General features: G+C 66.1%; 28 protein-coding genes. 10 read left to right on the forward strand and 18 right to left on the reverse strand.

All coding sequences use genetic code 11. From position 1 onward, the window contains the following. Window positions 1–135 precede the first annotated feature (135 nt). The 13 genes from groL to D7316_RS25350 all read right to left on the reverse strand — a co-directional run bounded on the left by groL (window position 136) and on the right by D7316_RS25350 (window position 14279). Window positions 136–1785: a chaperonin GroEL gene (gene groL, locus D7316_RS25290; protein ID WP_124710707.1), complete on the reverse strand. Its 1650-nt coding sequence runs from the start codon at window positions 1783–1785 to the stop codon at window positions 136–138. Window positions 1786–1866: 81 nt separating this feature from the next. Next, window positions 1867–2928, reverse strand: coding sequence for an NAD(P)-dependent alcohol dehydrogenase (locus D7316_RS25295; RefSeq protein WP_124710708.1), 1062 nt, complete (start codon window positions 2926–2928; stop codon window positions 1867–1869). Beyond that, on the reverse strand, window positions 2925–3695 hold the full coding sequence (locus D7316_RS25300; RefSeq protein ID WP_124710709.1) for an iron-sulfur cluster assembly protein: 771 nt from the start codon (window positions 3693–3695) through the stop codon (window positions 2925–2927). Before D7316_RS25300 ends, D7316_RS25295 begins: the two co-directional genes overlap by 4 nt. Beyond that, a complete protein-coding gene (locus tag D7316_RS25305; protein WP_124710710.1) occupies window positions 3692–4738 on the reverse strand; it encodes an amidohydrolase family protein in 1047 nt (348 codons plus the stop codon). The genes D7316_RS25300 and D7316_RS25305 overlap by 4 nt, the downstream gene beginning before the upstream one ends. A 143-nt stretch (window positions 4739–4881) precedes the next feature. Further along, complete coding sequence (gene mimD, locus D7316_RS25310) at window positions 4882–5220, reverse strand: propane 2-monooxygenase effector subunit MimD (RefSeq protein ID WP_197718397.1); 339 nt, start codon at window positions 5218–5220, stop codon at window positions 4882–4884. Between the two features lie 5 nt (window positions 5221–5225). After that, window positions 5226–6362 (reverse strand): aromatic/alkene monooxygenase hydroxylase subunit beta, encoded by a 1137-nt coding sequence (locus tag D7316_RS25315; protein ID WP_124710712.1) that lies wholly within the window; start codon window positions 6360–6362, stop codon window positions 5226–5228. A 32-nt stretch (window positions 6363–6394) separates the two neighbouring features. Further along, window positions 6395–7444, reverse strand: coding sequence for a 2Fe-2S iron-sulfur cluster-binding protein (locus D7316_RS25320; protein WP_124710713.1), 1050 nt, complete (start codon window positions 7442–7444; stop codon window positions 6395–6397). Window positions 7445–7715: 271 nt separating this feature from the next. After that, the gene (locus D7316_RS25325) at window positions 7716–9353 is read right to left on the reverse strand and encodes an aromatic/alkene/methane monooxygenase hydroxylase/oxygenase subunit alpha (protein ID WP_124710714.1); all 1638 of its coding nucleotides are present in this window, start codon (window positions 9351–9353) and stop codon (window positions 7716–7718) included. A gap of 168 nt (window positions 9354–9521) precedes the next feature. After that, the gene (locus tag D7316_RS25330) at window positions 9522–10727 is read right to left on the reverse strand and encodes a serine hydrolase domain-containing protein (protein ID WP_124710715.1); all 1206 of its coding nucleotides are present in this window, start codon (window positions 10725–10727) and stop codon (window positions 9522–9524) included. Window positions 10728–10752: 25 nt separating this feature from the next. Next, a complete protein-coding gene (locus D7316_RS27575; protein ID WP_232017077.1) occupies window positions 10753–11157 on the reverse strand; it encodes a hypothetical protein in 405 nt (134 codons plus the stop codon). 76 nt (window positions 11158–11233) lie between these two features. Then, the gene (locus D7316_RS25340; RefSeq protein ID WP_124710716.1) at window positions 11234–12412 is read right to left on the reverse strand and encodes a pyridoxal phosphate-dependent aminotransferase; all 1179 of its coding nucleotides are present in this window, start codon (window positions 12410–12412) and stop codon (window positions 11234–11236) included. A gap of 50 nt (window positions 12413–12462) precedes the next feature. Then, on the reverse strand, window positions 12463–13293 hold the full coding sequence (locus D7316_RS25345; protein WP_124710717.1) for an aldo/keto reductase: 831 nt from the start codon (window positions 13291–13293) through the stop codon (window positions 12463–12465). Between the two features lie 44 nt (window positions 13294–13337). Next, complete coding sequence (locus D7316_RS25350) at window positions 13338–14279, reverse strand: NADP-dependent oxidoreductase (protein ID WP_124710718.1); 942 nt, start codon at window positions 14277–14279, stop codon at window positions 13338–13340. Between the two features lie 105 nt (window positions 14280–14384). On the opposite strand from D7316_RS25350, the gene D7316_RS25355 reads away from it, so the two are divergent. The 10 genes from D7316_RS25355 to D7316_RS25400 all read left to right on the forward strand — a co-directional run bounded on the left by D7316_RS25355 (window position 14385) and on the right by D7316_RS25400 (window position 19549). Then, window positions 14385–14771: an ArsR/SmtB family transcription factor gene (locus tag D7316_RS25355; RefSeq protein WP_124710719.1), complete on the forward strand. Its 387-nt coding sequence runs from the start codon at window positions 14385–14387 to the stop codon at window positions 14769–14771. Then, entirely contained in the window at window positions 14768–15301 is a 534-nt protein-coding gene (locus tag D7316_RS25360; RefSeq protein WP_124710720.1) for an SRPBCC family protein, read from the forward strand. The genes D7316_RS25355 and D7316_RS25360 overlap by 4 nt, the downstream gene beginning before the upstream one ends. Before the next feature lie 55 nt (window positions 15302–15356). After that, complete coding sequence (locus D7316_RS25365; protein WP_124710721.1) at window positions 15357–15830, forward strand: NUDIX hydrolase; 474 nt, start codon at window positions 15357–15359, stop codon at window positions 15828–15830. A 57-nt stretch (window positions 15831–15887) separates the two neighbouring features. Beyond that, window positions 15888–16091 (forward strand): hypothetical protein, encoded by a 204-nt coding sequence (locus D7316_RS25370; protein ID WP_124710722.1) that lies wholly within the window; start codon window positions 15888–15890, stop codon window positions 16089–16091. 157 nt (window positions 16092–16248) lie between these two features. Then, complete coding sequence (locus tag D7316_RS25375) at window positions 16249–16740, forward strand: hypothetical protein (protein ID WP_197718299.1); 492 nt, start codon at window positions 16249–16251, stop codon at window positions 16738–16740. A 62-nt stretch (window positions 16741–16802) separates the two neighbouring features. Further along, a complete protein-coding gene (locus D7316_RS25380) occupies window positions 16803–17021 on the forward strand; it encodes a hypothetical protein (RefSeq protein ID WP_124710723.1) in 219 nt (72 codons plus the stop codon). Window positions 17022–17042: 21 nt separating this feature from the next. After that, window positions 17043–17549 carry an O-acetyl-ADP-ribose deacetylase gene (locus D7316_RS25385; protein ID WP_124710724.1) on the forward strand — a complete coding sequence of 169 codons (507 nt, stop codon included), beginning with the start codon at window positions 17043–17045 and terminating at the stop codon, window positions 17547–17549. 117 nt (window positions 17550–17666) lie between these two features. Then, the gene (locus D7316_RS25390) at window positions 17667–18320 is read left to right on the forward strand and encodes an LpqN/LpqT family lipoprotein (protein WP_124710725.1); all 654 of its coding nucleotides are present in this window, start codon (window positions 17667–17669) and stop codon (window positions 18318–18320) included. A gap of 13 nt (window positions 18321–18333) precedes the next feature. Beyond that, complete coding sequence (locus D7316_RS25395) at window positions 18334–18624, forward strand: hypothetical protein (protein WP_124710726.1); 291 nt, start codon at window positions 18334–18336, stop codon at window positions 18622–18624. Between the two features lie 61 nt (window positions 18625–18685). Beyond that, window positions 18686–19549, forward strand: a complete 864-nt coding sequence (locus tag D7316_RS25400) for a ParA family protein (protein ID WP_124710727.1) — start codon at window positions 18686–18688, stop codon at window positions 19547–19549. Here D7316_RS25400 and D7316_RS25405 read toward each other — a convergent pair whose 3' ends face one another. From D7316_RS25405 to D7316_RS25425, 5 genes are read right to left on the reverse strand one after another with little or no spacing between them, the layout of a single operon-like run. Next, window positions 19550–20167 (reverse strand): TetR/AcrR family transcriptional regulator, encoded by a 618-nt coding sequence (locus D7316_RS25405; protein ID WP_124710728.1) that lies wholly within the window; start codon window positions 20165–20167, stop codon window positions 19550–19552. A 26-nt stretch (window positions 20168–20193) separates the two neighbouring features. Further along, complete coding sequence (locus tag D7316_RS25410; protein ID WP_124710729.1) at window positions 20194–21375, reverse strand: NAD(P)/FAD-dependent oxidoreductase; 1182 nt, start codon at window positions 21373–21375, stop codon at window positions 20194–20196. After that, a complete protein-coding gene (locus D7316_RS25415; protein ID WP_124710730.1) occupies window positions 21372–21551 on the reverse strand; it encodes a rubredoxin in 180 nt (59 codons plus the stop codon). Before D7316_RS25415 ends, D7316_RS25410 begins: the two co-directional genes overlap by 4 nt. After that, a complete protein-coding gene (locus D7316_RS25420) occupies window positions 21548–21757 on the reverse strand; it encodes a rubredoxin (RefSeq protein WP_124710731.1) in 210 nt (69 codons plus the stop codon). The genes D7316_RS25415 and D7316_RS25420 overlap by 4 nt, the downstream gene beginning before the upstream one ends. Then, a complete protein-coding gene (locus D7316_RS25425; protein ID WP_124710732.1) occupies window positions 21754–23034 on the reverse strand; it encodes an alkane 1-monooxygenase in 1281 nt (426 codons plus the stop codon). The genes D7316_RS25420 and D7316_RS25425 overlap by 4 nt, the downstream gene beginning before the upstream one ends. Between the last annotated feature and the right edge of the window lie 46 nt (window positions 23035–23080).

Genomic DNA, 23080 nt, shown 5'->3' on the forward strand with positions numbered 1-23080 from the left:
TCGGTTCGAGTCTATACGACTCGGGAAACCTGGACTGACGTGCACAGATAACAGGCCAGGTGGGAGGGCCGGCCGCGATCAACGCCGCGAACCGAGTTCGGACCGCGGCCGGCCCAGCTGGGGGAGAATCCGCAGTCAGTAGATGTTCGAGGGACGCACCATCCCCTCGGCGAGGTCGCCGAACCCGGGCGCCTCGATCGCACCCGGATGTGTCAGCACCTCCTCGACCACCGCGGTCTCGGTGGTGATCAGCAACGCGGCAATGGACGCGGCGCTCTCCAGGGCGGCGCGGGTCACCTTGCACGGATCGATCACGCCCTCGTCGAACATGTCGCCGTACTCACCGGACAACGCGTTGAAACCGTGGCCGATGGGCAGCCCCGCCACCACCTTGACGACCTCGTCGCCGTCGTAGCCGGCGTTGGTGGCGATCCAGAACAGCGGCTCGGCGAGGGAACGGCGTACGACGTCGATCCCGACCGCCTCGTCGCCCTCGGCGACCAGTGCCTCGAGTACCCGATGCGCCTGTGCCAGTGCGGTTCCGCCACCCGAGACGATGCCTGCCTCGACTGCAGCCCGCGTCGCTGCGAGCGCGTCCTCCACGCGCAGCATGCGTTCCTTGAGTTCGACACTCGTGAAGCCGCCGACCCGGATTACCGCGACCCGCCCGGTGAGTCGGGCGATGCGCAACTCGAGACTGTCGTGGTCCGCGTCGATCCGTGCCCGGCGCAGCTGTGCCTCCAGTTGCGCGACGCGCGCGTCGACGAGCGCCTGATCGCCGTGTGCGCCGACGATGGTCGTCTCGTTCTCGGTGACCGTCACGCGATCACAGGTGCCCAGGTGTGCGACGGACACCTCCGACAGCTCCAGTCCGGTGTCCTTGGCGATGACCTGTCCGCCCAGTGCGACCGCGAGATCCTCGAGTTCGGCGACCCGGCGATGGCCGAAGCCCGGCGCGCGGACGACGACCGACTGCATCGTCTTGTGCATGTTGCCGCCCACCAGCAACTGCAGTGCCGGTCCGTCGACGTCTTCGGCGAGGACGAGCAGCGGCCGGTCGGCGCGCTTGGCCGACTCGATGGCCGGCATGATCTCCTGCACCGTGGAGATCTTCTTGTTCGTCAGGAGCACGACCGGGTTGTCCAGCACCGCCTCCATCCGTTCGTGATCTGTCACCATGTAGCCGGAGATGTAGCCGTGGTCGAACTCGATGCCGTCGACGACGTCCACAGACAGTCCGAGGGTGTCGCTCTCCTCGGTGGTGATCACCCCGTTCTTGCCCACGTGCTCGACGGCCGACGCGATCACCGCACCGATGACGTCGTCGTCGCTGGCCGCCAGGCTCGCGATCCGCTCGAGGTCGCTGCGCCCCCCGATCTGGACGGCCTGGTCGCTCAGCCCGTCGATGACGGTCGCGACCGCACGTTCGATACCGCGACGTACCCGCATCGGGTTCGCGCCCTGATCAACCGCGCGCAGACCCTCGCGGACCATCGCCTGCGCGAGAACCGTTGCGGTGGTGGTGCCGTCACCGACGACACCGTTGGTCTTCATGGCGACTTCCTTGACCAGCTGGGCACCCATGTTCGCGAACGGATCGCGGAGCTGGATCTCGCGAGCGATGGTGACACCGTCGTTGGTGATGGTGGGTGGTCCGGTGAGCTTCTCCAGGACGGCATTTCGACCCTTGGGGCCGAGGGTGACCTTGACTGCGTCGGCGAGGGCGTTGACGCCCCGTTCCAGCCGTAGCCGCGCTTCGGCGTTGTAGCGCAACTCTTTGGCCATGGGTATCTACCTTTCGTGGGTGATCATGAACTGATCGGGGCTGACCTGCGGACTATGGGATGCAGGATCGGGATGGGGTGATCAGGGGACGAGGATGGCTCGTCCCCGTACGCGGCCGGCGTCGAGATCGTCGATGGCCTGCTGGAAGTCGTCGAGGGCGTACTTCGTGGTGTGCAGGGTGACCTTGCCCTGCGCCGCCAATGTCATCAGCTCGGTGAGGTCGTTGTAGGACCCGACCAGATTGCCGATGAAATTGATCTCCGTGGAGATGACGTCGATGGTGGGGACGTCGATGTTCTCGCCGTATCCGACGACGAAGTAGTTGCCGGCGCGGCGCAGCATCGCGATGCCCTCCGCGGTCGCGCCGCCCTCGCCGACGAAGTCCAGGACCGCTTGCGCGCCTTTGCCGTCGGTCAGCTCGAGCACCTTCTCCACGTGGCTCGGTACGCCCGCCGGCTCCGCTCCCGGCGCGTGCGCGCCATCCGCGACGATGCCCTGATGCGCCCCGACCTCGACGGCGAGGTCGACTGCGGCGGGGTTGCGATCGACCACCACGATCGTCACCCCGGAGATCGCGCTGAGCACCTGGATGCCGATGTGCCCGAGGCCCCCGGCGCCGATGACCACGCAGACATCACCGGGACGGGTCGTCCGGGCGACCTTCGCGGCGGCGTGATAGGCGGTCAGCCCGGCGTCGGCCAGGGCGGCGACGTCCGACGGTTCGAGCGAGTCGTCGATGCGGACCACGCTGCGCGCGGTCGTCTTCAGGTACTCCGCGTACCCGCCGTCGGTGTCGATACCGGGGAAATCGCTGTTCTCACAGTGCACATCGTCGCCGTCGCGGCAGGCGTGGCACAACCCACAGGTGACCAGCGGATGCAGGATCACCTTGTCGCCCACGGCGACGTTGGACACCGCGTCGCCCACGGCGTGGACCCAGCCGGCGTTCTCGTGACCGATCGTGTACGGCAGGGCGACCCCGCTCTTCTCCGCCCACTGACCCTCGAGGATGTGCAGATCGGTGCGGCACACACCGGCACCGCCGATCTTCACGATCACGTCCAGCGGACCGGTGACGGTCGGATCGGGGATCTCGTTGAGCTGCAGCTTGTCGTGGTAGCCGATGACCTGGACGGCTTTCATGATGCACTCCTGTGTGTTCTGAGGTCGGTGATGACTGGGCCGGATCTGCCGTCGCAGTCGGCGTCGTCGGCGTAGCGGGTGGCGAGCAAGCCGCGGCAGAAATGGCCGTTGCCCTCCATGGAGATCCGGACCGAGCGAGCGAACCGCAGCCGCATCCCGGCATCGTCGGGGGATACCGGTTGGCCGTCGTCGCCGACGAGGACCAGACTGTTGGGGCACAGGCTGAGTCCGACGTTGGCCCGGCGACGCAGCAACGCCGACTTCTTGGGCCCGGGCGGGAGATCGCGCAGGGTCAGGTGTCCGATCTCGTCGGGCGTGACCTCGTGCCGCGCGAGCAGATCCGACACACAACGCTCCATCGCCGCCGTGTGCGCCTTGCGGACGAAGGTCGCCCGCAGGTCGTCGAGACCCTCGTCCGCCTCGACCCCGAAAGTGCCGAGATATCCTGCCTCGGCGGCGAGACCGGCGTTGATCTTGTCGCTGTCGTGGTGATCGTCGAGCATCACCCGGACGAGGCCCGCATCGTCGAGCTGCTGCAATGCGTCCTGTGCGTCGGATGCCATGAGATAGGCGAAGTTCGGCGAGCAGAACGATGTCGGCAGTCGCAGGTGCACGGTGATGCCCTCGTCGTCGACGAGGATCGACCGCACGAAGTTCAGATCGGTGATCGGCTCGTCGAGTTCGGGATCGACCACGGTGCCCAGTGCGGCGATCGCCGCTTCCACCATGGTCGACGGTGTGGCCCGGCGATCGGCGACGGCGGTCATGCGTTCACCGCATCCTTGGCGCCGGCCGCCACCTCCGCACCGGGATCGGCGGCATCCGTGGGGATCTGCAGCTCGTCGGGAACCTTGATGTTCGGGTACAGGGCCGCGGCGTTGAGTCCCAGGATCTTCTTCTTCTGATTCACGGTCAGCGGCGCATACTCGCTCATGTCCTCGGGGATCTGGAAGTCCACGAAGCGCTCCACCAGCCACTGCGGGGTCCACAGGGCGTAGTCGGATGCGAACAGGATCTTGTCCTCGCCGATCCAGTACATGAGTTCGCCGATGATCTGCGCGAAATAGCGCGGGCGGGTGTGGATGAACGGGATCGCGACCGCCAGACCGCCGTACACATTCGACTCCTGCGTGGCGATCCAGCAGAAATCCTCCAACCGGGGCAGGCCGACGTGCTCGACGATGAAGTTGAGATCGAGGTAGTCGGTCGCGACCTTGTCGATGTCGGCGACGTCGAACGCATCGCGATCGAGGGGGCGGATGGTCGGGCCCTTGTGCACATGGACGTTCTTGATCCCGAGGTTGATGCATTCCTCGAGATAGCGCCGCGACCACGGATCGTCGAGCTTGTAGCCGCGCGAATCGCCGTGCCACTCGGCGGTATAGAGCTTCACACCCTGCAGGTGCATCGACTCCGCGTCGCGGCGCAGCTGCTCGAGGCCCTCCTCACCGTCCCGCGGATCGTAGGCGTGGTTGTACGTCAACTTGTCCGGGTTGCTGCGACACAGCTCGAGAGACTTGTCGACCTGCGCGAACCCGTTGATGTAGAAATCCTTCAGGATCGTCGCCTGGAAGATGGCGTGGTCGGCGGGGCCATCCTCGAACAGATCCCGCATCAGGCGCTCGGGGCCGTAGTAGCAGTAGGTCTCGTAGTCCCAGACCTGTTCTTCGGGGCTGAGATTGCGGTGATAGTCGTAGAAGCAGTCGATGAACTGCTTGCCGTGGATGTTGCGCAGATTACGTGCGCGCGCATCCCACAGATGGACGTGGGCATCGACGATGAAGTATTTGTCGCCGTTCTTTTCGTACATCGGTTCGCTCGCTGTCTGTCGTCTGGCTGTGACACTGGTTGTGGCCCACCGGTTGTGGGACGTCGTTGGTGCGGGAGGTCGAGTGGCCTGGACCACGCCGCCGGGGGACTTGCGGACACCCCCGGAGGCGGGAGTTCAGGCCGCTATGAGGACGCGGTGAGGTCGAAGCCGATGAACTCGGCCGCGTCCTCGGGGCTGGCGAACAGGATGGTGCGATCGTCGAGATGCACCATGCGTCCGTAGTGCGTCGAGCTGATCTCCTCGAAGATCGATCCGTCGAACTCCTGGCCGAGGGCGTCGGTGAGTTCGTCGTAGTCGAAGTCGAGGCGGTTGACTCCGTCGACGCGGATCATCGACGGGTACTCGGTGAGTTCGACGTCGTCCTTGGACCCCATCACGTCGGCCACGACGCGCCCGATGGGCGTGTTCATGAGGGTCACGCCGCACATGTTGGAGAACTCTGTCTCGGATCCGAACTGCATGGTGCTCACTGCTTCAACTCCTCGGGGATATCGACTTCGATGGCGGTCAGAACGTCGCGCATGTGGGTCTTCGCGTTCTCGAGACTGATCGCGAAGGTGACCGACTTGTCGGCCGGCTGCGACCAGATCGGTTGCAGTGCGCGCGCGGCGTCGAGGCAGCGCGGCACCCATTCGGCCATCCACCGGCCGAACAGCTCCCGGTTGGCGGCGCCGTGCTCGGGATCACGTGACAGCATCTGGAAGAGCGCCCGTGAGTAGTTGAGATCGCGGTCGTAGTCGTACTCGCCGGTGCCGACGATCGTCGGCGTGATGTAGTCACCGTTGCGGGCGGCCACCTGCATCACCAGCTCCGAGCGGAACAGCGAGCCGACGAGCTGTTCGAACACGATCTTGGTGGCGAACAGCAACTCGCACCAATCGCCGATCGCGGTGAGCCGCTCGACGGCCTCGCGGGTGGGCTGCCATTCCGGTGCGGATTGCCAGACCTCCTTGTGGATCTGGCCGTCGAATCCCTCCTCGGCCTCGGAGAGGTCGAGGTTGAACAATGCGAGATCCTGTGCGAAGCGCAACTTGTGGGCCGCGCTCACCGCCACCGCGTTGTTGATCATGTTGGTGGGACCCGAGCGCTGGATCGAGGTGAACACATGCAACCCCATGCCGCTCTCGGCGTGCATCCAGGCACCGAGATTGCGTGCGATGAAGGTCAGCCACGCGGAGTTCCAGCCGTCGTATGCGCGGGCGCGCTTGGCGTTCTGGAGGCACAGGTCCACCTGGTGCACGACCGCGGAGTTGTTGCGGAAGATCGTCTGTTCCCACTCCTCGTTGGGGTCGAGGAAGGCGTGCCAGTTGCTCGACTTCGCAGCCGTCCACTCCTGGGGGTAGCCGCCTGGACCGTCGCCGAAGCCGTAGATCCAGCCCTGGGTGAGATGCCGCTCGGGATCGGGCTGGACGTCGACCGTGACGTCCTCGTACATCGTCGCGCGCTTCTTGGCCGGGGTGTAATAGCTGTACTTGCGGCTCTTGCTGCTGGGGAAGACCTTGGCGCCTGCCTCGGCGTCGGTGAACTCGATGGACGGGAAACTGCGTTCCCGTTGCGGTGACGGTGCCGGTGTTGATGATTCCGGTACTGCTGGTGCGGACATACCTTTCGATCCTGTCGTTCGAGGGCTGACTTCTAGTCGAATGCCGGGCTGGTGAACTTGTCGTAGAAGATCTGGTCCCGGGGAACCGAGTGCTGCTCGGCGAGCGCGAGCGCAGCGTCGACCATCGGTGGGGGACCGCAGAAATACACCTCCGTTCGGGCCAGGTCCTGTTCGGCGTCGTTGACGATGTCGGTGACGTTTCCTTCTTCGACACGAAACGATTCGGGGGCGTCGGAAGCGCTCTCCGACAGACAGGCGATGAACTCGAAGTCGTCCAACTTCTCTCCGAGAGCGAGGATTTCGTCGATGCGGAAGAGGTCTGCCGCGGTGCGCGCCCCGTAGTAGAAGCGCACCGGTCGGTTCAGTCCGGTCTCGCTGACGTGCCGTAGCAGCGACAGCAGCGGTGCCATGCCCGCGCCGCCGCCGATGCAGATGATCGGCAGGACATGACCGGTGCGCAGCGTGCACGAACCATAGGGTCCGTTGACCATGATCTCGTCGCCGGGTGAGATCCCGGTCGGGCCGTCCTCGAGCATGCCGGCGAACAGCCCGCCCGGATACTTCTTGATCAGGAACTCCAGTTTGTCCGGAGTGCTCTGGGTGGTCGCGATGGAGAAGGATCGGGTCTGATCCGTGCCCGGCACGGACAGGTCGACGTACTGGCCCGGTTTGAACTCGAAGGTCTCCGGCTTCACCACGTCGAGCCGGAGTGAGACGATGTCCTTGGTCATCGGCTCGATCGCCGTGACTCGGGTCCGGACGTCCTGAATCGGTGCGCCGCCGAGCAGTTCCTCCTCGTCGAAGTTGAGGAGTTCGATCTCGCAATCGCTGTAGGCGTAGGACCGGCACAGCAGGACGTACCCCTCGGCCTCCTCGGCCTCGTTGCAGGCGAAGGTGGAGTAGTCGTCCATCTGCACGTCGCCGTCGAGCATGAATGACTTGCACGCCGAGCACCGACCCTCCCGACATCCGTGCATCAGGTGGACGCCCTGCCGGAAAGCCGCGTCGAGGATGGTCTCGTCCTCGCCGACCTCCATCTCGATGTCGACCGGTTCGAACTTGATGTGGTGTGTGTCGGCCACGGGAACTCCTGTCTGTGAATTGAACCGCCGGTCGATCTCGGTGCGTGTTCCGCTGGTCGGGCCGCGTTCCGCTGGTCGAGTAGATCCGAGTCGCGTTCCGCTGGTCGAGTAGATCCGAGCCGCGTTCCGCTGGTCGAGTAGATCCGAGCCGCCAGGCGAGGATCGTATCGAGACCACTTGTGGCTCAAGTGGTCTCGATACACCACTCGCCTAGCGGCTCGTGGCTACTCGACCAGCGGAAGGGTGTGACCCGACCAGCGGCCGCGGTCACTCAGGCGGGAACGGCGCCGTTCGGGTTCGCCTTGTACGCCGCGATGTGCGCCTCGCGCTCCGCGTCGGACATCTCGTTCAGCAGCACGTTGGGGCTGTTGAACACGTTGCCGCGCACGTCGTCGAGGGTCCACATCTTCTTCGGATCGAGGTTCAGGTGCGGCTGCGGGATCAACGTCTTCCCGTCATCGCGCACATAGCCCAGATCCTTGATGATGTCGGCGAGATCCTTGCCGTGGTGCAAGGTCTCCCACTCGCGGAACCCGGTGAGCCGACCCATGTTCGGTGTCTCGCGACCCTCGTACTCGTCACGGAACGCGACCGCGTCGGTCCAGTAGCAGGTCTCCGAGCAGTACGTCCGCCATTGGCCGTCGACCTTTTCGGTGACCATGTCCTCGCGGATGAGCGCGGGCACCATGCAGGTCCAGCAGCGGTGTGGGTACTCGTAGTCGACGTCCTCGAACGCGATGGGCTTGTTGCGGCCGGGGTAGGCGAGCCGGTTGTAGTTCTCCCACCACTTGCCGAACTTGTTGTACCACCCGGGGTACTTCTCCTCGAACCACTCGAAGTCCTTGTCGGTCATGGCGTCGATGCGCCAGTAGTTGACCGGCCAGCCGGTGGCGAAGAATCGCGCCACTTCATGCACGTAGTGCTTGTTGGTGATGCGGTTCCATGCCTCTTCGACGAGATCGTGCGGAATGGTGAGGCCGTACTTCTCCAGTGGCAGAAGGTAACTGCGGTAGTAGTCGTCGTAGATCCACCGACGCCACATCTCGGCGTAGCTCTCCCGGTCCTTGCGACGGTCCTTGGTGCCGTACTCGATGAAGGTACCGATCGCTGCATCCACGACGCAGTGGTTGTTCCACCACGCATAACGCAGATCACGTTCCAACAGAGGGCGATTGCGTTCATCGGCCAACGCCATCAGCAGGATGGAGTAGCCATTGGAGATGTGTCGCGACTCGTCGGACTGGACGGAGTGGAACACGGTGGGCAGCAGGTAGTCGCCGTTGGCGGCGGCCTCGTCGGGCATGGCGACGAACAGGGTGTTGGTGAACGCGGTCTCGGCGACCACGGTCAGATAGATGTTGGCGGCGGTGATCGCGTCGCCGGTGATGAAACCCTCACCGAACTGGCGGCCGATGGTGCCCGCGTAGTTGTTGGCGAACGCCTTCTCGGTGATGTCGAAGCCGGCCGGGTCGATGTAGTTGTTCATGTACAGCTTCTTGAGGTTCATCTGGATCGTCGAGTGACGAACCTCGTCGATCATCTGTACCGCGAGTCCGTTGTGGATCTCCGGGTTCGGCACGGCGTCGATGGCCATCGGCATCGCGCGGGCGGCCGAGATCTCCGGAAACGGGATGATCGACAGGAACAACTTCTGCCATTCCAGCCACCGTTCCTGGACCTGCCGGAACATGTTGCCTCGGATGGCGCCGTCCATGGCGCCGTAGACACGGTTGTCCTTCTCCTCCTCCATCGGGAAGTACGACCGCATGATCTGCTTGAGGGGGTCCTTCTTCGGGGCCTTCTCAAATGTGTAGTCGGTACCGAACCGGGTGGCCGGGGTGGCGAAGGTGGGCTCCCAGGACAACTCGGTGATCTTCGCATGGGCTTTGGTCAAGCTCTGCCTGCTCAATGTGCGCCTCCTCGTATGGGCCGGCGCGGTGCCGACCTGCTGGACTGAAGCGCTTCCGATACAACATTGTGGAACAGGTCATAGCCGTCTCACTGTGAGACAGCGGGCACATTTGCTGGTCTGCATCGTCGCCGCAGCCGCGACATCGCAGCTCACACGGCTGCGGTGTCAGGGGCGAAGGCTGCGATACACCGCCGACTCGAAGGCGAGATGGGAGCCGAGTGCGGTCGGATCGACGAATGGGAAGAGTTGAGATGCCCAGAATCCGCCGATCCCGGTGCGGCGATCGATCCAGTAATAGAGGTTGGCCAGCCCGGCCCAGGAGAGCGATCCCGCCGGACGGCCGGTGGGGGCGTCCTCGTCGTTGATCATGAAGCTCAGCCCCCACGACTTCGGTATGCCGGGGAAGAAGTCGACGTCATGCGACAGCGCGGGTTGGACGCCGGGCAGCGCGGTCACCGAGAGGTCGCCGAGATGGCTGCGCTCGGCCTCGGCGATGGTTTCGGGCCGCAGGATCTGCTCGCCGGAATCGGACCGGCCGTCATTGAGCCACATCCGAATGAACGCGAGGTAGTCGCGGACGGTCGAATAAAGACCCTGACCGCCCATCTGGACCTCCGGCTCCTCGGGGAATCGCCACCTGTGGTTGGCCTTGAGTGATCCGTCGTCGCGCCGATGATGCAGCAGCGCCCGCCGCCCGGCCATGTCGGCGGTGAGGGCAAAGGACGTGTCGGACATGCCGAGGGGTGCGAAGACGGTCTCGGACATGACGTCGCCGAGTCGACGTCCGGTGATGCCCTCGATCACCAGGCCCACCCAGTCCAGGTTGCTGCCGTACTCCCACCTCGTGCCCGGATCGAACAGCAGCGGGGTGTCCAGTGAGGACATCGTCGCGCTGATGACGCCGGGCACACCATGGTCGCGGGTCAGGCGCCGGTAGTTCTCATTGAAGAAGTCATAGCCGAATCCAGCTGTGTGGGTGAGTAGTCGGCGTGTCGTGATCGCGGTCGCGCGCGGCCTCAGGCGGGGACTCCCGTCGTCGTCGAAGCCGTCGAGTACCGCGACGTCACGCAGGCCCGGGGCGTACTCCTGCGCAGGCGCGTCGAGGTCGAGGCTGCCCTGTTCGACGAGTTGCAGCGCGACCGTGGCGGTGATCGCCTTGGTGGTCGAGAACATCGCGAAGATGCTGTCGGTGGTCATCTCATCGGAGTCGTCGATCGCGCGTACGCCCGCCGATGACAGGGCCACGACCGCCTTGTCGGTGGTCACGCCGGCGACCACCCCGGGCATCCGGGGCGAGCCCGCGATCGCCGCGAGGACGGCCTCGTCGACGGCCGGTCCGATCCGCCGGGGTTCGATCGTCGGACTGCTCATGAGCTGCAGTCTAGGTTCCCGGTGCTCAGCCCCGGGCGATGGCGTCGATGATCCAGATCGGCAACCACAGTCCGCAGGTCAGCAGCGTGAGCACGAGATGCAGCGCGTGGGGGCACGAGCTGGTGCGCACGACGATCGGGGTGTTGACGGTGGTGGTGACGAAGACCGGGGGCGGTCCGTAGGCCGGGTGTGGCGGATGACCCGGTCCGGGGAGCTGCGCATGCGTCGGCGGCGGTCCATGGTGTTGCGGCCACGCCGGTTGCGGAGGCCACGATTGCGGGGGCCACGGTTGCGGGGGCCACGATTGCGGAGGCCACGATTGCGCCGGATGCCGGGGCGGCGGGGCCGCGGCGCGTAACTCCGCCGGGTGGATCACGATCGGCTCCTCGGTGAACCGGTCGTCGCGCGGCGGAGGCGTGGGTGCGTTCATGGACACAGTGTGGCGTGGCCCACCGACAAGACCGCCACGGCGGAAACGCCAGGCCGGAGACGCCAGGCCGGAGACGTCAGGCAGCGAGGCCCGCGACGAACTCGCCGAGCCGGCGCAGACCTTCGGTCAGGTCATCGGTCGACGCCGCATAGGAGAGGCGAATGTGGTCGTCGGCGGTGTGGTGGCCGAAATCCTTTCCCGGAGTGAGGGAGACATGCGCCTCCCGCAATGCCCGGTCGCAGAACTCGAACGACGTCAGGCCCGTGCTCGCGACGTCGATGTAGACGTAGAACGCGCCGTCGGGAGCCACCGGGACGTCGAGGCCGATGCGCGACAGACCGTCGACCACGAGGTCGCGTCGGATGCGGAACTCCGCGCACCGCGCCTCGGTCAGGGCGAGCGATTCATTGGTGAAGCATTGCAGCGCCGCGTGCTGCGCGGGTGTCGGCGGGCAGATGTAGAAGTTCTGCGCGAGACGCTCCATCACCGGCACCAGATCGTCGGGGACGATGCACCAGCCGAGACGCCAACCGGTCATGCCGAAGTACTTCGAGAAGCTGTTGATCACGATCGCGTCCGGGTCCGCGGTCAGGATGCTCCGCGCGCGACGGCCCTCGATGTCCGGATCGGCGAGACCCAGGTAGATCTCGTCCACGATGCGCCATCCGCCGCGGTCGCGGACGTCGGCGCACAGATCGGCGAGTTCGTCGTAGGGCACCGACGTCCCGGTGGGATTCGACGGTGACGCGACCATCACTCCGCGGGTGGCGTCGCCCCACGCCTGCCCGACGAGCTCGGTGGTGAGCTGGAAGCGCGTCGCCGGGCTGGTGGGGATCAGCCGGACCCGGGCACCGAAGCTCTCGGCGAACTGCCGGTTGCACGGATAGGACGGATCGGCGACCAGGACCTCGTCGCCCGGGTCGACGAGTGCCGCGCAACTGAGCAGAAGGGCGGCCGATGCGCCCGACGTCACCACCACCCGGCGCGGGTCGACCTCGGCGCCGAACCGGGTGCCGCTGAAGTCCGCGATCACCGTACGCAACTCCGGCAGACCCAACGCTTCCGTGTAGGCCAGGGAGCGGCCGTCGGTGAGGTCGCGGATCGCGGCGAGGAAGGCCGGCGGCGCGCCGAAGTCGGGCTCGCCGATGCTGAGTTTCACCACGTCGTGGCCGGCGGCTTCGAGTTCGGCGGCCCGCTTGCCGAACTCCATCGCGTAGAACGGTGCCACGGCGTCGGCGCGCTGGGAGATCCTCATGACGCCATTGTGCTCGGTCGGCCGCGGTCCGCGGCCGACCGGGCCCGGCCCTACGGGATGCGGTTGAACTCGTCCGGATCCGGTCCGCGCCGACGATCCTTGTTGAGCCCGTCGATCGCCGCGACGTCCTCGACCGAGAGGTCGAAGTCGAAGAGAGCGAAGTTCTCCTCGACCCGCGAGCGGGTGACCGACTTCGGGAACACGATGTCGCCGCGCTGGATGTGCCAGCGCAACGTGACCTGGGCCGGGCTGCGGCCCTTCTCCTGAGCGATCTTGGTGATCACCGGGTCGTCGAGCACATCGCCCTGGGCGATCGGCGACCATGCCTCGGTCGCGATGCCGTGATCGGAGTTGAACGCGCGCAACGGGTTCTGCGACAGATACGGGTGTACCTCGATCTGGTTCACCGCCGGGACGGTGTCGGTCTCGGCGAACAGTCGCTCGAGATGGGCACGCTGGAAATTGGAGACGCCGATCGCGCGCGCCTTGCCGTCGGCGTGGAACTTCTCCAGTGCCCGCCAGGTCTCCACGAAATCACCGACGCCGGGCAAGGGCCAGTGGATGAGGAAGAGGTCGACCGCGTCGACTCCGAGATCGGTGAGCGTCTGATCGGCCGCCTTCAGCGCATCGTCATAGGCGTGGAATCCGTTGTTGAGTTTGCTGGTGATGAACACCTCGTCGCGCGGGATGCCCGACTCGGCAACCGCTTCGCCGACACCCTTCTCGTTGCCGTACATCTCGGCGGTGTCGATGTGCCGGTAGCCCACCTCCAGGGCGGTTGACGTGGCCGCCTTGGTATCGGCCGGCGGAATCTGGAACACGCCGAAACCGAGCTGGGGGATCTCGACACCATTGTTGAGAGTGATTGTGGGAACCGACATTCGGATCTTCCTTTCGGTTGGGAATCTGGGGACGGGTGAATCGGTCAGGGCAGGAGGACGTACTTGCCGCGAGGATGGGCGGCGGCGAGCTCCGCCAACGCAGTCGGCGCCTCGGTGAACGGGAAGGTCTTGGCGACCTCGGTGACGAGTACCCCGGACGCAGCGTCGGCGATGAGTCCGTCGAGCGCCTCGGTGCGGTACCTCTTGCTCTCCGGGGTGCTGCCGTTCACCACCACGATCCCGTCGGCGGCGCGACCGAACGCCGCGACGCTGACGATCTTTCCCGGATTGTCGACCAGCGCCAGCGAGGCGTCGATCGCCTCGTCATTGCCGACGGTGTCGATGACGGACGTGATCGACCCGGACGCGACCGCACGGATGCGGTCGAGCAGGCCGTCGCCATACGCGACGGGCGCGGCGCCGAGTCGACGGACCTGGTCGTGGTTGGCCGTGTTCGCGGTGGCGATCACGGTCGCACCCGCCTTGACCGCGAGCTGGATCGCGATGGAGCCCACCGCGCCGGAGCCGCCGTGGATCAGCACGAGGTCGCCGTCCGCGATTCCGGCAGTCCCCACGGCGTCCGCGGCCGTCACACCCACGAGGAGCAGTCCGGCCGCGCGCGGGAAGTCGAGGGTCGGCGGCTTGGCGTGGACGGCCCGCGTCGAGGAGAGCAGGGTGTCCGCGATGGCGCCGACCGCGCGGTAGACGATGACCTCGTCGCCGACGGCCAACGGCCCCGCAGTGGTTGCGGCGCCGTCGCCGACCGCGGTCACCACGCCTGCCGCCTCGTAGCCGATCGGTAGCGGCAACCGCGATTCGTCCGCGCCGACGTAGCCCCGCACGCTCTTGACGTCGATGGGGTTCAGTCCGATGGCCCGCGTCTCGACGACGACCTGATCGGGTCCCGGATCGGGGATCGTGACATCGACGAGGTCGAGGACCTCGGCCGGATCGCCGTACGCGGTCGCGACAAATCTCTTGGCCATGTTCGGTTCAAGGATGGCGCACGGGCCGAGTATTCCACGACGTGTCTTCGGCCATCCTCGATCGGAACCCCGACAATTGGTAACCGATGGGTTACCATTCGGGGTGTGGCTGTGTACGACGCGATCGCCGACCCCGTCCGCCGGCGCATTCTGCGGTCGCTCGCCGACGGTCCCTGTCGTGTCGTCGACCTCCGCGAGGCGCTGGCCGCGCACCATCCGATCTCCCGACCGGCGGTCAGTCGGCATCTCCGGGTACTGGCCGAGGCGGGGCTGGTCGTCGCCGATGAGCGGGGACGCGAACGGCACTATCGGTTCGACGCGACGCCACTCGACGAGGTTCGTGAGTTCGTTCATGAACTCCGGTCGGCGCGCCATGCGGCCCGCCCGCCCATCGACGATTCGATGCTCGATGCACTCGACACCGAGGTGCATCGCACCAAACGCGAACGCCGCACGACGGCGCTCGTCGACGAACAGGAGGAGTCCGCATGACACCCATCCCCACCGGTGAGCATCGGGTCCGTGCCGAAGGTGATGCCGTGGCCTTCACGAGGACCTACCGAGCCGGAATCGACGACGTCTGGGCCGCCGTCACCGAATCCGATCGACTCGCCCGCTGGATCGGCTTCTACAGCGGTGACCCGAAGCAGGGGCACGTCGCGTTCACCATGAACGCCGAAGGCGAGGAGAACATGACACCGACCCGCTACGACATCCGCGCATGCGAACCGCCGCGGCTGTTGCGGGTCCACACCACCGACGACTTCGGGACCTGGGACCTGATCGTGGAACTCGCGGAATCGGATGGGGTCACCACGCTCACCCTCAGCCAGATCATCGACGACCCGACCACCATCGAGAACACCGGACCCGGGTGGGAGTACTACCTCGACCGTCTGTCCGCGGCGATCGACGAAACCGACCCGGGCGCAATCGACTTCGACGACTACTATCCGGCGCAGCGCGACTACTACCTCCGTATTCAGCACGTCGTGGCCGAGCGGGCGGGCTCGTCGGAGTAGCCCGTCCGCGCCCATCGACCGGCGGAACCGTCGCGCGGCAGGGCAGGATGTCGGTGTGCCGATTCCCGACTTCATCCGCGCCCTCCGCCGACATGTGGGCCATGACCCGCTGTGGCTGTCCGGGGTCAGCGCGGTCGTGCGCGCCGAGGACGGCCGCATCCTGCTCACCCGCCGCGTCGACACGGGGCAGTGGGCGGTGGTGTCCGGCGTCCTCGAACCGGGGGAGGAGCCCGCGCGGGCCGTGCTGCGCGAGATCGCCGAGGAGACGGGTGTGCGGGCCGAGGTACTCCGGCTGACGAGCGTCGACGTGACGCCGATGATCACCTACCCGAACGGCGATCAGACGCAATACCTGGACGTCTGCTTCCTCGCCCGTCACATCGACGGCGATCCCCATCCCGCCGACGACGAGAACAGTGCGGTGCGGTGGTTCGCGCCCGACGACCTGCCCGAGGATCTGGCCGAGACGTCGCGACTGCGCATCGACAAGGCGCTTCGCGGCGATCCGGTCGCCTGGTTTCGTCGATGACGACAGAATGTGAGGCGATCGGCCGGGATCGGAGTGTCGCCAGCAGAAGGAGCAGTTATGCAGGGAGTCGGCATCTGGGTGTTTTTCGTGGCGGTCGGCGTCGTCGGGCTCACGTGGGCGATCGTCGACATCGTCAATGTCGGATGGGGGAACGTGCCGGGGAGCACGTGGCTCTGCGTGCTGATGAGCCTGATCGTCGTGGTGGGTTCGCTGTATCGGGAGTTCGGCGGGGCACCGCTGGTCACCGCTGACGACGATTGACGCGGGCCGGGTTCCGGGCCCGGCGAGTGCCCATACGACGGGCCCCGTCGATTCCCCGTCGATCCCCACGGCATACATCGAGATCCTCGCCGACTGATCGCGGATTCTGTCGGTGGCCGATGATTCACTCAGGGCATCCCAGATAACAGGAGGTGCCGTGAACGACCAGCAGCCCGAACCGCACCCGCACATGTCGATGGATGTCGATTGGGCGGCCATGGACAAATGGCTCGTCGAATCGATGGGGAACATGCCGCGCGCGGCGATCCTCGACATCGGCCCGGCCGGGGCACGCGGTGACGACTCCGAGGACGTCGACTGCGCGCAGATCCAGGTACTCGGGTCGGAGACCTTCCTGGTCCGACTCTCGACCACGATGATGTCGACGCCGCTGCTCTCGTCCTACGGTGTGCCGCGGGCGGCGCTGGACATGTGGTTCTACGACGACACCTTCGACGACTGCACCCACGGGTATTTGATGAGCCGCTCCCGGCGCCGTATCGCGGAGATCGTCGTCGCCTGGTTCCGTGACCGGTGTGGCTTCTCGGCCCCCGACGACCTCGGTTGCTCGTACACCGAACCGGTCGCCCTCCCGCGCTCCGCGACCACCTACGAGGGGTCGGCGTCGCAACGTCAGGGATACCCCTGATCTTTCCCCGATTTCACCCGTCACCTGATGATTTCCCGGCGACGAGAGGCCACAGTGGAGTCATGACCACATCAATGACCCCGAACGGGACAACCGGCAACAAACTCGGATTCTGGAAGATTCTCGGCATCATCGCCGTGGTCCTCCTCGCACTCGCGATGGTCGGGCCGCTTCTCAAGGGGCTCTTCTGGATTGCACTGATCGGACTCGCGATCTACGGCGGCTTCATGCTCTTCCGTTCGAAGTCGGCCAATCGTCCGAACGGTCCCACCTCGGTGTGAGCGGAGGATAGTCTGCCGACCATGGGCGGTATCGACGTCATCACCGGCGACATCACCTCGGTGCGCACCGACGCCATCGTGAACGCGGCGAACTCCTCGCTGCTCGGAGGCGGTGGCGTCGACGGCGCCATCCATCGCGCCGGCGGACCGGCCATTCTGCGGGAATGCAGGGTGCTGCGTGAGACGTCCCTGCCGTCCGGACTCGAGAGCGGCGCGGCCGTCGCGACCACCGCCGGCGACCTCCCGGCCCGCTGGGTGATCCACACGGTGGGACCGGTGTACTCGACTCGCGAGGACCGGTCGTCCATCCTCCGGTCGTGTTACACCCGAAGCCTGCGGCTCGCTGATGCACTCGGGGCCCGGTCGATCGCGTTCCCGCTCATCTCCGGCGGCGCCTACGGCTGGCCCCTCGACGATGCCGTCGACCAGCAGGTTCGTGCTGTCAAAGAAGCGGATTCGACTGTCGAATCCATTACGCTCGTGGCCTTTTCGGACATGATCGCGGATCTCACACGCCGTGCACTCTAGGTGATCCCCATTCGGCGACGCAGCTGACTATCCTCTGCTGGTGGCCGAATACCCGGGGGTACGTATCGAACGTGCGTGTGTGCGGCGACGCGACCCACGACGGGCGTGTGACCCGCGATGACCGCCGACGCCGATCGCCTCGACCAGGCCGACGCCCGCGATGAATCGCGCCTGGTGGAACCCACGGTCTTGCGACCACACACATTCGCCTACGACAGTGCGGCACGGGCACGCCGCCTCGACGACCCCGTACAGCCCGATGCGACGCCCATCCTCGAACGATTGCAGCGCATGGCGATCGTTGCCCGTCGAGTCACCGACGAACTGTCGATCCCGGGTGAGGTGCTCATCGACGTCGACACCGACATCTGGCGCAGCGCCACAGCTCCGGGATACTTGAGGCTGTTCATCGCAGACCACGGGAACGAGGGCACGATCGCGATCGTGCTGACCCGCTTCGTCATCGATCACGGAGTCGCCGTGCCGGATCTGATCGACCACGCCTTCGTCGAGGCCCGCAGCCTGCCCGACTGGCAGGAGGCGGAGGCCACTCGCGCCCAACCCGGATTCCGGACCGAGGGATCGTCCATGCAGACCGGCACCTACGTCGGCGACGACCAGACCTGGTACTGCGCGATCCGCTACGCCGCGTACCGGCGGGGGAACGTCGCGTACTTGTTGCACGCCACCGGGACCGCCCCGGCTCGGGAGGGCGCGGCGTTCCGCCGATCGATCGCGGCCGCCGTGAGCTCTGTCCGCTTCGACGACTGACAGGAGACGACAGATGGTCAGCCGCGCCGACCGCGTCGACGATCTGGAGGCAGCGCTCGCCTCGGACGCGACCTTCGTCGACGACCCCGATGACCAGGGGTGGATGACCGCCCGATCGGGTGGCCAGAGTCTGTTCGTCCGCGTGGGCGATTTTCCGGACGAGGATCTGTGGTCGCTGTGGCTCGGTGACGGCAGGTGGATGGATTTCACTGTCCCGCCTGGCCGGTGGACGCTGCGGGTCCCGGGGCGGCGGTGGCCGGCCGGAGCTCGTCCCCGACTTCCGAAGAACGAGTTCCACGACTGACATTCGCCTGCCGGGCTAGGCTCACCGGATAAAGGACGAGCCATGAGACCGGGATGTGCGCATGCCGACGGTGATCGCGACCATCAGCCTCAAGGGAGGCGTGGGCAAGACGACGCTGACCGCGGGTGTGGCGGAGTTCCTGTCCGGGGAGTTCGGCAAGCATGTCCTGCTCATCGACCTCGATGCGCAGACGAATCTCACCACCATGATGATCGGCGAGGATCGGTGGTTGCGGTGCAACGACCAGGGCCACACCCTGGCGACGTTGTTCGGCGACGCGCTCGACGGGACGAACCTGTTCGATCTGCACAAGACGGTGCAGCGGGGCGTCTCACCGGTCCATTCGGTCACCGGCGTCGATCTGCTCCCGTCCTCACTGGACCTGATCGAGCTGCAGGAGGAACTCAGTGCGCGGCGGGTGGCCGCCGATGACCATGCCGCGATCGTGGACGTACTGCGTACCGGCGTCGCACCCATCGCCGGCGACTACGACTACATCCTGATCGACTGTCCGCCCAATGTGGGTCCGTTCAGTCTCAATGGACTCGCGATGGCCGACGCGTACGTGATCCCCACCATCCCGGATGTGTTGTCCACCTACGCGATCCCGCACATCCAACGGCAGGTCGCCGACTTCGGTGCCGAGATCGGCCGCACGATCACCGAACTCGGTGTGGTCGTGACGAAGTTCCGCGCCGCATCGGCTCTGCATCAGGAGACGGTGCACCGATTGCGACGCGATCCGACGATTCAGAATGTGCTGCCCGCCTACCTTCACGAGGCCAACGTCATCGGTGCGGCAGCGGGATACACCGCCCACCCGAGCCTGTCTGCGAAGTACGGGCATCACGGTCACCACGAACAGTTCCGTAGGGTCGCGCAGTCGATCATGATCGAGGCCGAGGTGAAAGTGGGCCGCTCGTGACTACGTGTCCGCCACGCCTGCTGCTTGTCGTGCCGCGATGATCGCGGGAGCCATCACGGCGCCGAGATCTGCTGAGACATCTCGATCATCCTCGGGCGGCATCGCGACGTAGCTCAATGCCATGCGGGAGATTGCCCGGCCGATCCGCTCGGCGTCGGCGTGCGGTAGCGCGAGCCAGGACCCCGACAGGGTTCGCGCGAGCCCGACGGTCGCCGACGCGATCAGCGGCGCGGCGTCGGTGGTGATCAGCTTGAGCAGATCGGGTTTGGCCTCGCCGCTCAGCAGCGACCGGATGAGCGGATCCTCCGCGGCACTGCGGAAGAAGTCACCGAAGCCGTCCTGCAGGGCACGATGGACTTCGTGCTCGTTGCGCTCGATCGCGCCGGTCACGAGTGTGACGAACTCGTCCACCAGCCGGAGTGCATAGGCCTGCGCAAGACCGTTGCGGGAACCGAACTCGTTGTAGACCGTCTGCCGGCTGACCCCGGAGATCGATGCCACATCGGCCATGGTGACCGCCGCCCAGTCCTTCTCGTCGAGCAATTCGTGCAGCGCGTCGAGAACTGTGTTGCGCAACAGGGCCTTGCTGGCTTCGGCGAAGGTGGGCCGGGTACTCACGTCCCAGAGCGTAGTCCGCAGCGTGATCACGCGGTCACCGGTGTCCGCCCAGCCTCGCGTAGGGAGGTGGCCAGATCGGCGCGGAATGCCCGACCGGCAGCGGGCCGACCGATCGCCACCGCACCGACGGCCCGCGGCCCATCGCGCACCACGACGGTCGCGTCGCCCTCGGAGACCGATCCGTCCACGACGACGTCGTGGCCGTCGCCGGGTCGGCCGACGATCTGGAAGTTCGACCCGTACTGCACCGTCCACGCCAGCGGGACCTCGATGTACGGCCGTGCCGCCACGCCCGTGAGATCGCTGAGCACCGAATCCGCCACCGCCTTGCCCTGGTCGGTGGCCGACAGCCAGTGCTCGGCCCGGCTCGGCTCGCCGGTGAGCGCATGCCGGATGGCCGCGACGTCACCGGCGGCATAGACGCCCGGAACGGAACTCCGGAGGAAATCGTCGACAACGATCCCCGTCTGACCGAGGTCGGCACCGAGCCGCCGGGCGAGGCCCGCATCGGGTTGCACGCCGATGGCCGCGACGACAGGTCCGGGGATATGCGTGCCGTCGCGCAGGGCGACGGTGTCGGGATCGGCGGTCACCACGCGGACCCCGGTCCGCAGGGATACCCCGTGGGCGCGGTGCAGCGCGGCCAGGTGATCCGAGATCACTGGTGGCAGCGCCCGCGCCATCACACGGTCGGCGTACTCGCACACGGTGACGTCGAGTCCGGCGGCCGCCGCCGACGCGGCCAGTTCGAGGCCGATCAGGCCGGCGCCGATGATCGTCACCGCGTCCGATCCGCGCAGCAGGAGGCGAATCTGCTCCGCATCGGCGCGAGTGCGCAGCGTCGGGACGGAATCGTGCAGCCAACCCGGTCGGACCGGAACGGCACCGGTGGCGAGGATCAGCGCATCCCACCCCAGCGTGGTTCCGTCGTCGCACCGGATGACCCGCTCGTCGGCGTCGGCGTCGCAGACCGTGACCCCGGTGATCACGTCGATACCCTTGTCGACCCAGAAAGAACTCGGGCGCAACGTGATCCGATGTTCCCTCAGATCGGCGTGAAACAGATCCTTCGACAGGACCGTGCGCCGGTAGGGGAGATGGGGTTCGTCGCCGAGTACGGTGATCGTCCCGTCATACCCCTCGGCACGTAGCCGTTCGGCGGCGCTGATACCGGCGATCCCGGTGCCGACGATGACGATGCCGGTCACGACCGGGCCACCTCGATCATCTCGAAATCGGACTTGGCGGCGCCGCAGTCCGGGCAACTCCAGTCGTCGGGGATGTCATCCCAGCGGGTGCCGGGTCCGATGCCCTCGTCGGGCCAGCCCTGCTCCTCGTCGTACTCGAATCCGCATTGCAGGCAACGGAACAGTCGGAAATTCATTTCTTCTCCTCGGTTGATCTCTCCGTGATCGGTTCGGGCTCGAAGTCGACCTTGTCGCGGACCCCGCAGTCAGGACACGGCCAGTCGTCGGGGATGTCGGCCCAGCGTGTGCCGGCGGGAAACCCTTCTCGCGGTGCACCGACCGTCTCGTCGAATGCGTAGTCGCACACCGGGCAGCGGTGTCGTCGGGCGGTCGAGACGCTCATCCGGCAACCGTCCCCTTCTCGGCGGCGATCCGGGCGGCCTTGCGGGGTGCGACGTTCACCTTGCTGATGTCACCCTCGTAATGGTCGAGCACCCGATGGTCCATCACCTTGCGCCACACGGGCGGAAAGTAGGCGAGCGTGATCATGCTGGCGTATCCGCTCGGCAGGCTGGGCGCCTCGTCGAAGCTACGCAGTGTCTGATACCGCCGGGTCGGATTCGCGTGGTGATCGCTGTGTCGCTGGAGGTGGTACAGGAAGATGTTCGTGCAGATGTGGTCGGAGTTCCAGCTGTGCCGCGGGGAGCAGCGCTCGTACCGGCCGGACGCCGTGGTCTGGCGCAACAGCCCGTAGTGCTCGAGGTAGTTCACCGTCTCGAGCAGTGAGAAGCCGTAGACGGCCTGAATTGCCATGAACGGAAGGATCTCCCAGCCGAACACCACGGCCAACACACCCCAGAGTGCGACCGACATTCCCCACGCGTTGATCACGTCGTTGCTGGGATGCCACACGGGTCGTTCCAGCCGTTGCATCCGCTTGGCCTCGAGTTCCCAGGCCGAGCGGAGGCTGCCGAAGACGCTGCGCGGGAGAAACATCCAGAAGTTCTCCCCGAAACGGGAGCTCGCGGGGTCCTCGGGAGTCGCGACGCGGACGTGGTGACCGCGGTTGTGCTCGATGTAGAAGTGGCCGTAGAACGTCTGCGCCAGGGTGATCTTCGACAGCCAGCGTTCCAGCGAGTCCTTCTTGTGGCCGAGTTCGTGGGCGGTGTTGATACCGATCCCGCCCATGGCGCCGATCGTCAGCGCCACGCCGATCTTGGAAACCAGGCCGAGCCCGCCGTCGATGCCGAGCCAGCTCAGATTGTCCGCCGTCCACAGATAACAGGCGAAGACCACGCTGGCGATCTGGAACGGGATGTAGGCGTAGGTGCAGTATCGGTAGTACTTGTCGTTCTCCAACTGCTCCATCAGTTCGTCCGGCGGATTCTCGCCGTCCGGGCCGAAGAAGACATCCAGCGTGGGTAGCAGGACGTAGATGAGGATCGGCCCGATCCACCACCACACCGGTGCGACGAGATCCCAGCCGAGCGCGGAGAACGCGGCCACGAACCCGGCCGCCAGGAACAGCGCCGTCGGCGGGATCAGTCCCAGCAGCCACAGGTGCCGCTTCTTGTCGCGCCACTGGACCGCGGGGTTCTCCGCCGGCGCTTGTTCTGTCCGTGCCAGGTCGGTCGGGGCTCTGTATGTCAGCGCCTTGTCGGGCGGGGCATCGTTGGGCATTTCGCTTCCTCCATGTGTGCGGGGTCACCAACAAACTTGACAATAG

The organism is Gordonia insulae (assembly GCF_003855095.1).
In the GTDB taxonomy this organism is placed as follows: domain Bacteria; phylum Actinomycetota; class Actinomycetes; order Mycobacteriales; family Mycobacteriaceae; genus Gordonia; species Gordonia insulae.

Coding starts and splice junctions, on each gene's coding strand:
- groL (WP_124710707.1), bottom strand. CDS start 1,785: ATGGCCAAAGAGTTGCGCTACAACGCCGAAGCGCGGCTACGGCTGGAA.
- D7316_RS25295 (WP_124710708.1), bottom strand. CDS start 2,928: ATGAAAGCCGTCCAGGTCATCGGCTACCACGACAAGCTGCAGCTCAAC.
- D7316_RS25300 (WP_124710709.1), bottom strand. CDS start 3,695: ATGACCGCCGTCGCCGATCGCCGGGCCACACCGTCGACCATGGTGGAA.
- D7316_RS25305 (WP_124710710.1), bottom strand. CDS start 4,738: ATGTACGAAAAGAACGGCGACAAATACTTCATCGTCGATGCCCACGTC.
- mimD (WP_197718397.1), bottom strand. CDS start 5,220: ATGCAGTTCGGATCCGAGACAGAGTTCTCCAACATGTGCGGCGTGACC.
- D7316_RS25315 (WP_124710712.1), bottom strand. CDS start 6,362: ATGTCCGCACCAGCAGTACCGGAATCATCAACACCGGCACCGTCACCG.
- D7316_RS25330 (WP_124710715.1), bottom strand. CDS start 10,727: ATGAGCAGTCCGACGATCGAACCCCGGCGGATCGGACCGGCCGTCGAC.
- D7316_RS27575 (WP_232017077.1), bottom strand. CDS start 11,157: ATGAACGCACCCACGCCTCCGCCGCGCGACGACCGGTTCACCGAGGAG.
- D7316_RS25340 (WP_124710716.1), bottom strand. CDS start 12,412: ATGAGGATCTCCCAGCGCGCCGACGCCGTGGCACCGTTCTACGCGATG.
- D7316_RS25345 (WP_124710717.1), bottom strand. CDS start 13,293: ATGTCGGTTCCCACAATCACTCTCAACAATGGTGTCGAGATCCCCCAG.
- D7316_RS25350 (WP_124710718.1), bottom strand. CDS start 14,279: ATGGCCAAGAGATTTGTCGCGACCGCGTACGGCGATCCGGCCGAGGTC.
- D7316_RS25360 (WP_124710720.1), top strand. CDS start 14,768: ATGACACCCATCCCCACCGGTGAGCATCGGGTCCGTGCCGAAGGTGAT.
- D7316_RS25370 (WP_124710722.1), top strand. CDS start 15,888: ATGCAGGGAGTCGGCATCTGGGTGTTTTTCGTGGCGGTCGGCGTCGTC.
- D7316_RS25380 (WP_124710723.1), top strand. CDS start 16,803: ATGACCACATCAATGACCCCGAACGGGACAACCGGCAACAAACTCGGA.
- D7316_RS25385 (WP_124710724.1), top strand. CDS start 17,043: ATGGGCGGTATCGACGTCATCACCGGCGACATCACCTCGGTGCGCACC.
- D7316_RS25390 (WP_124710725.1), top strand. CDS start 17,667: ATGACCGCCGACGCCGATCGCCTCGACCAGGCCGACGCCCGCGATGAA.
- D7316_RS25395 (WP_124710726.1), top strand. CDS start 18,334: ATGGTCAGCCGCGCCGACCGCGTCGACGATCTGGAGGCAGCGCTCGCC.
- D7316_RS25400 (WP_124710727.1), top strand. CDS start 18,686: ATGCCGACGGTGATCGCGACCATCAGCCTCAAGGGAGGCGTGGGCAAG.
- D7316_RS25415 (WP_124710730.1), bottom strand. CDS start 21,551: ATGAATTTCCGACTGTTCCGTTGCCTGCAATGCGGATTCGAGTACGAC.
- D7316_RS25420 (WP_124710731.1), bottom strand. CDS start 21,757: ATGAGCGTCTCGACCGCCCGACGACACCGCTGCCCGGTGTGCGACTAC.
- D7316_RS25425 (WP_124710732.1), bottom strand. CDS start 23,034: ATGCCCAACGATGCCCCGCCCGACAAGGCGCTGACATACAGAGCCCCG.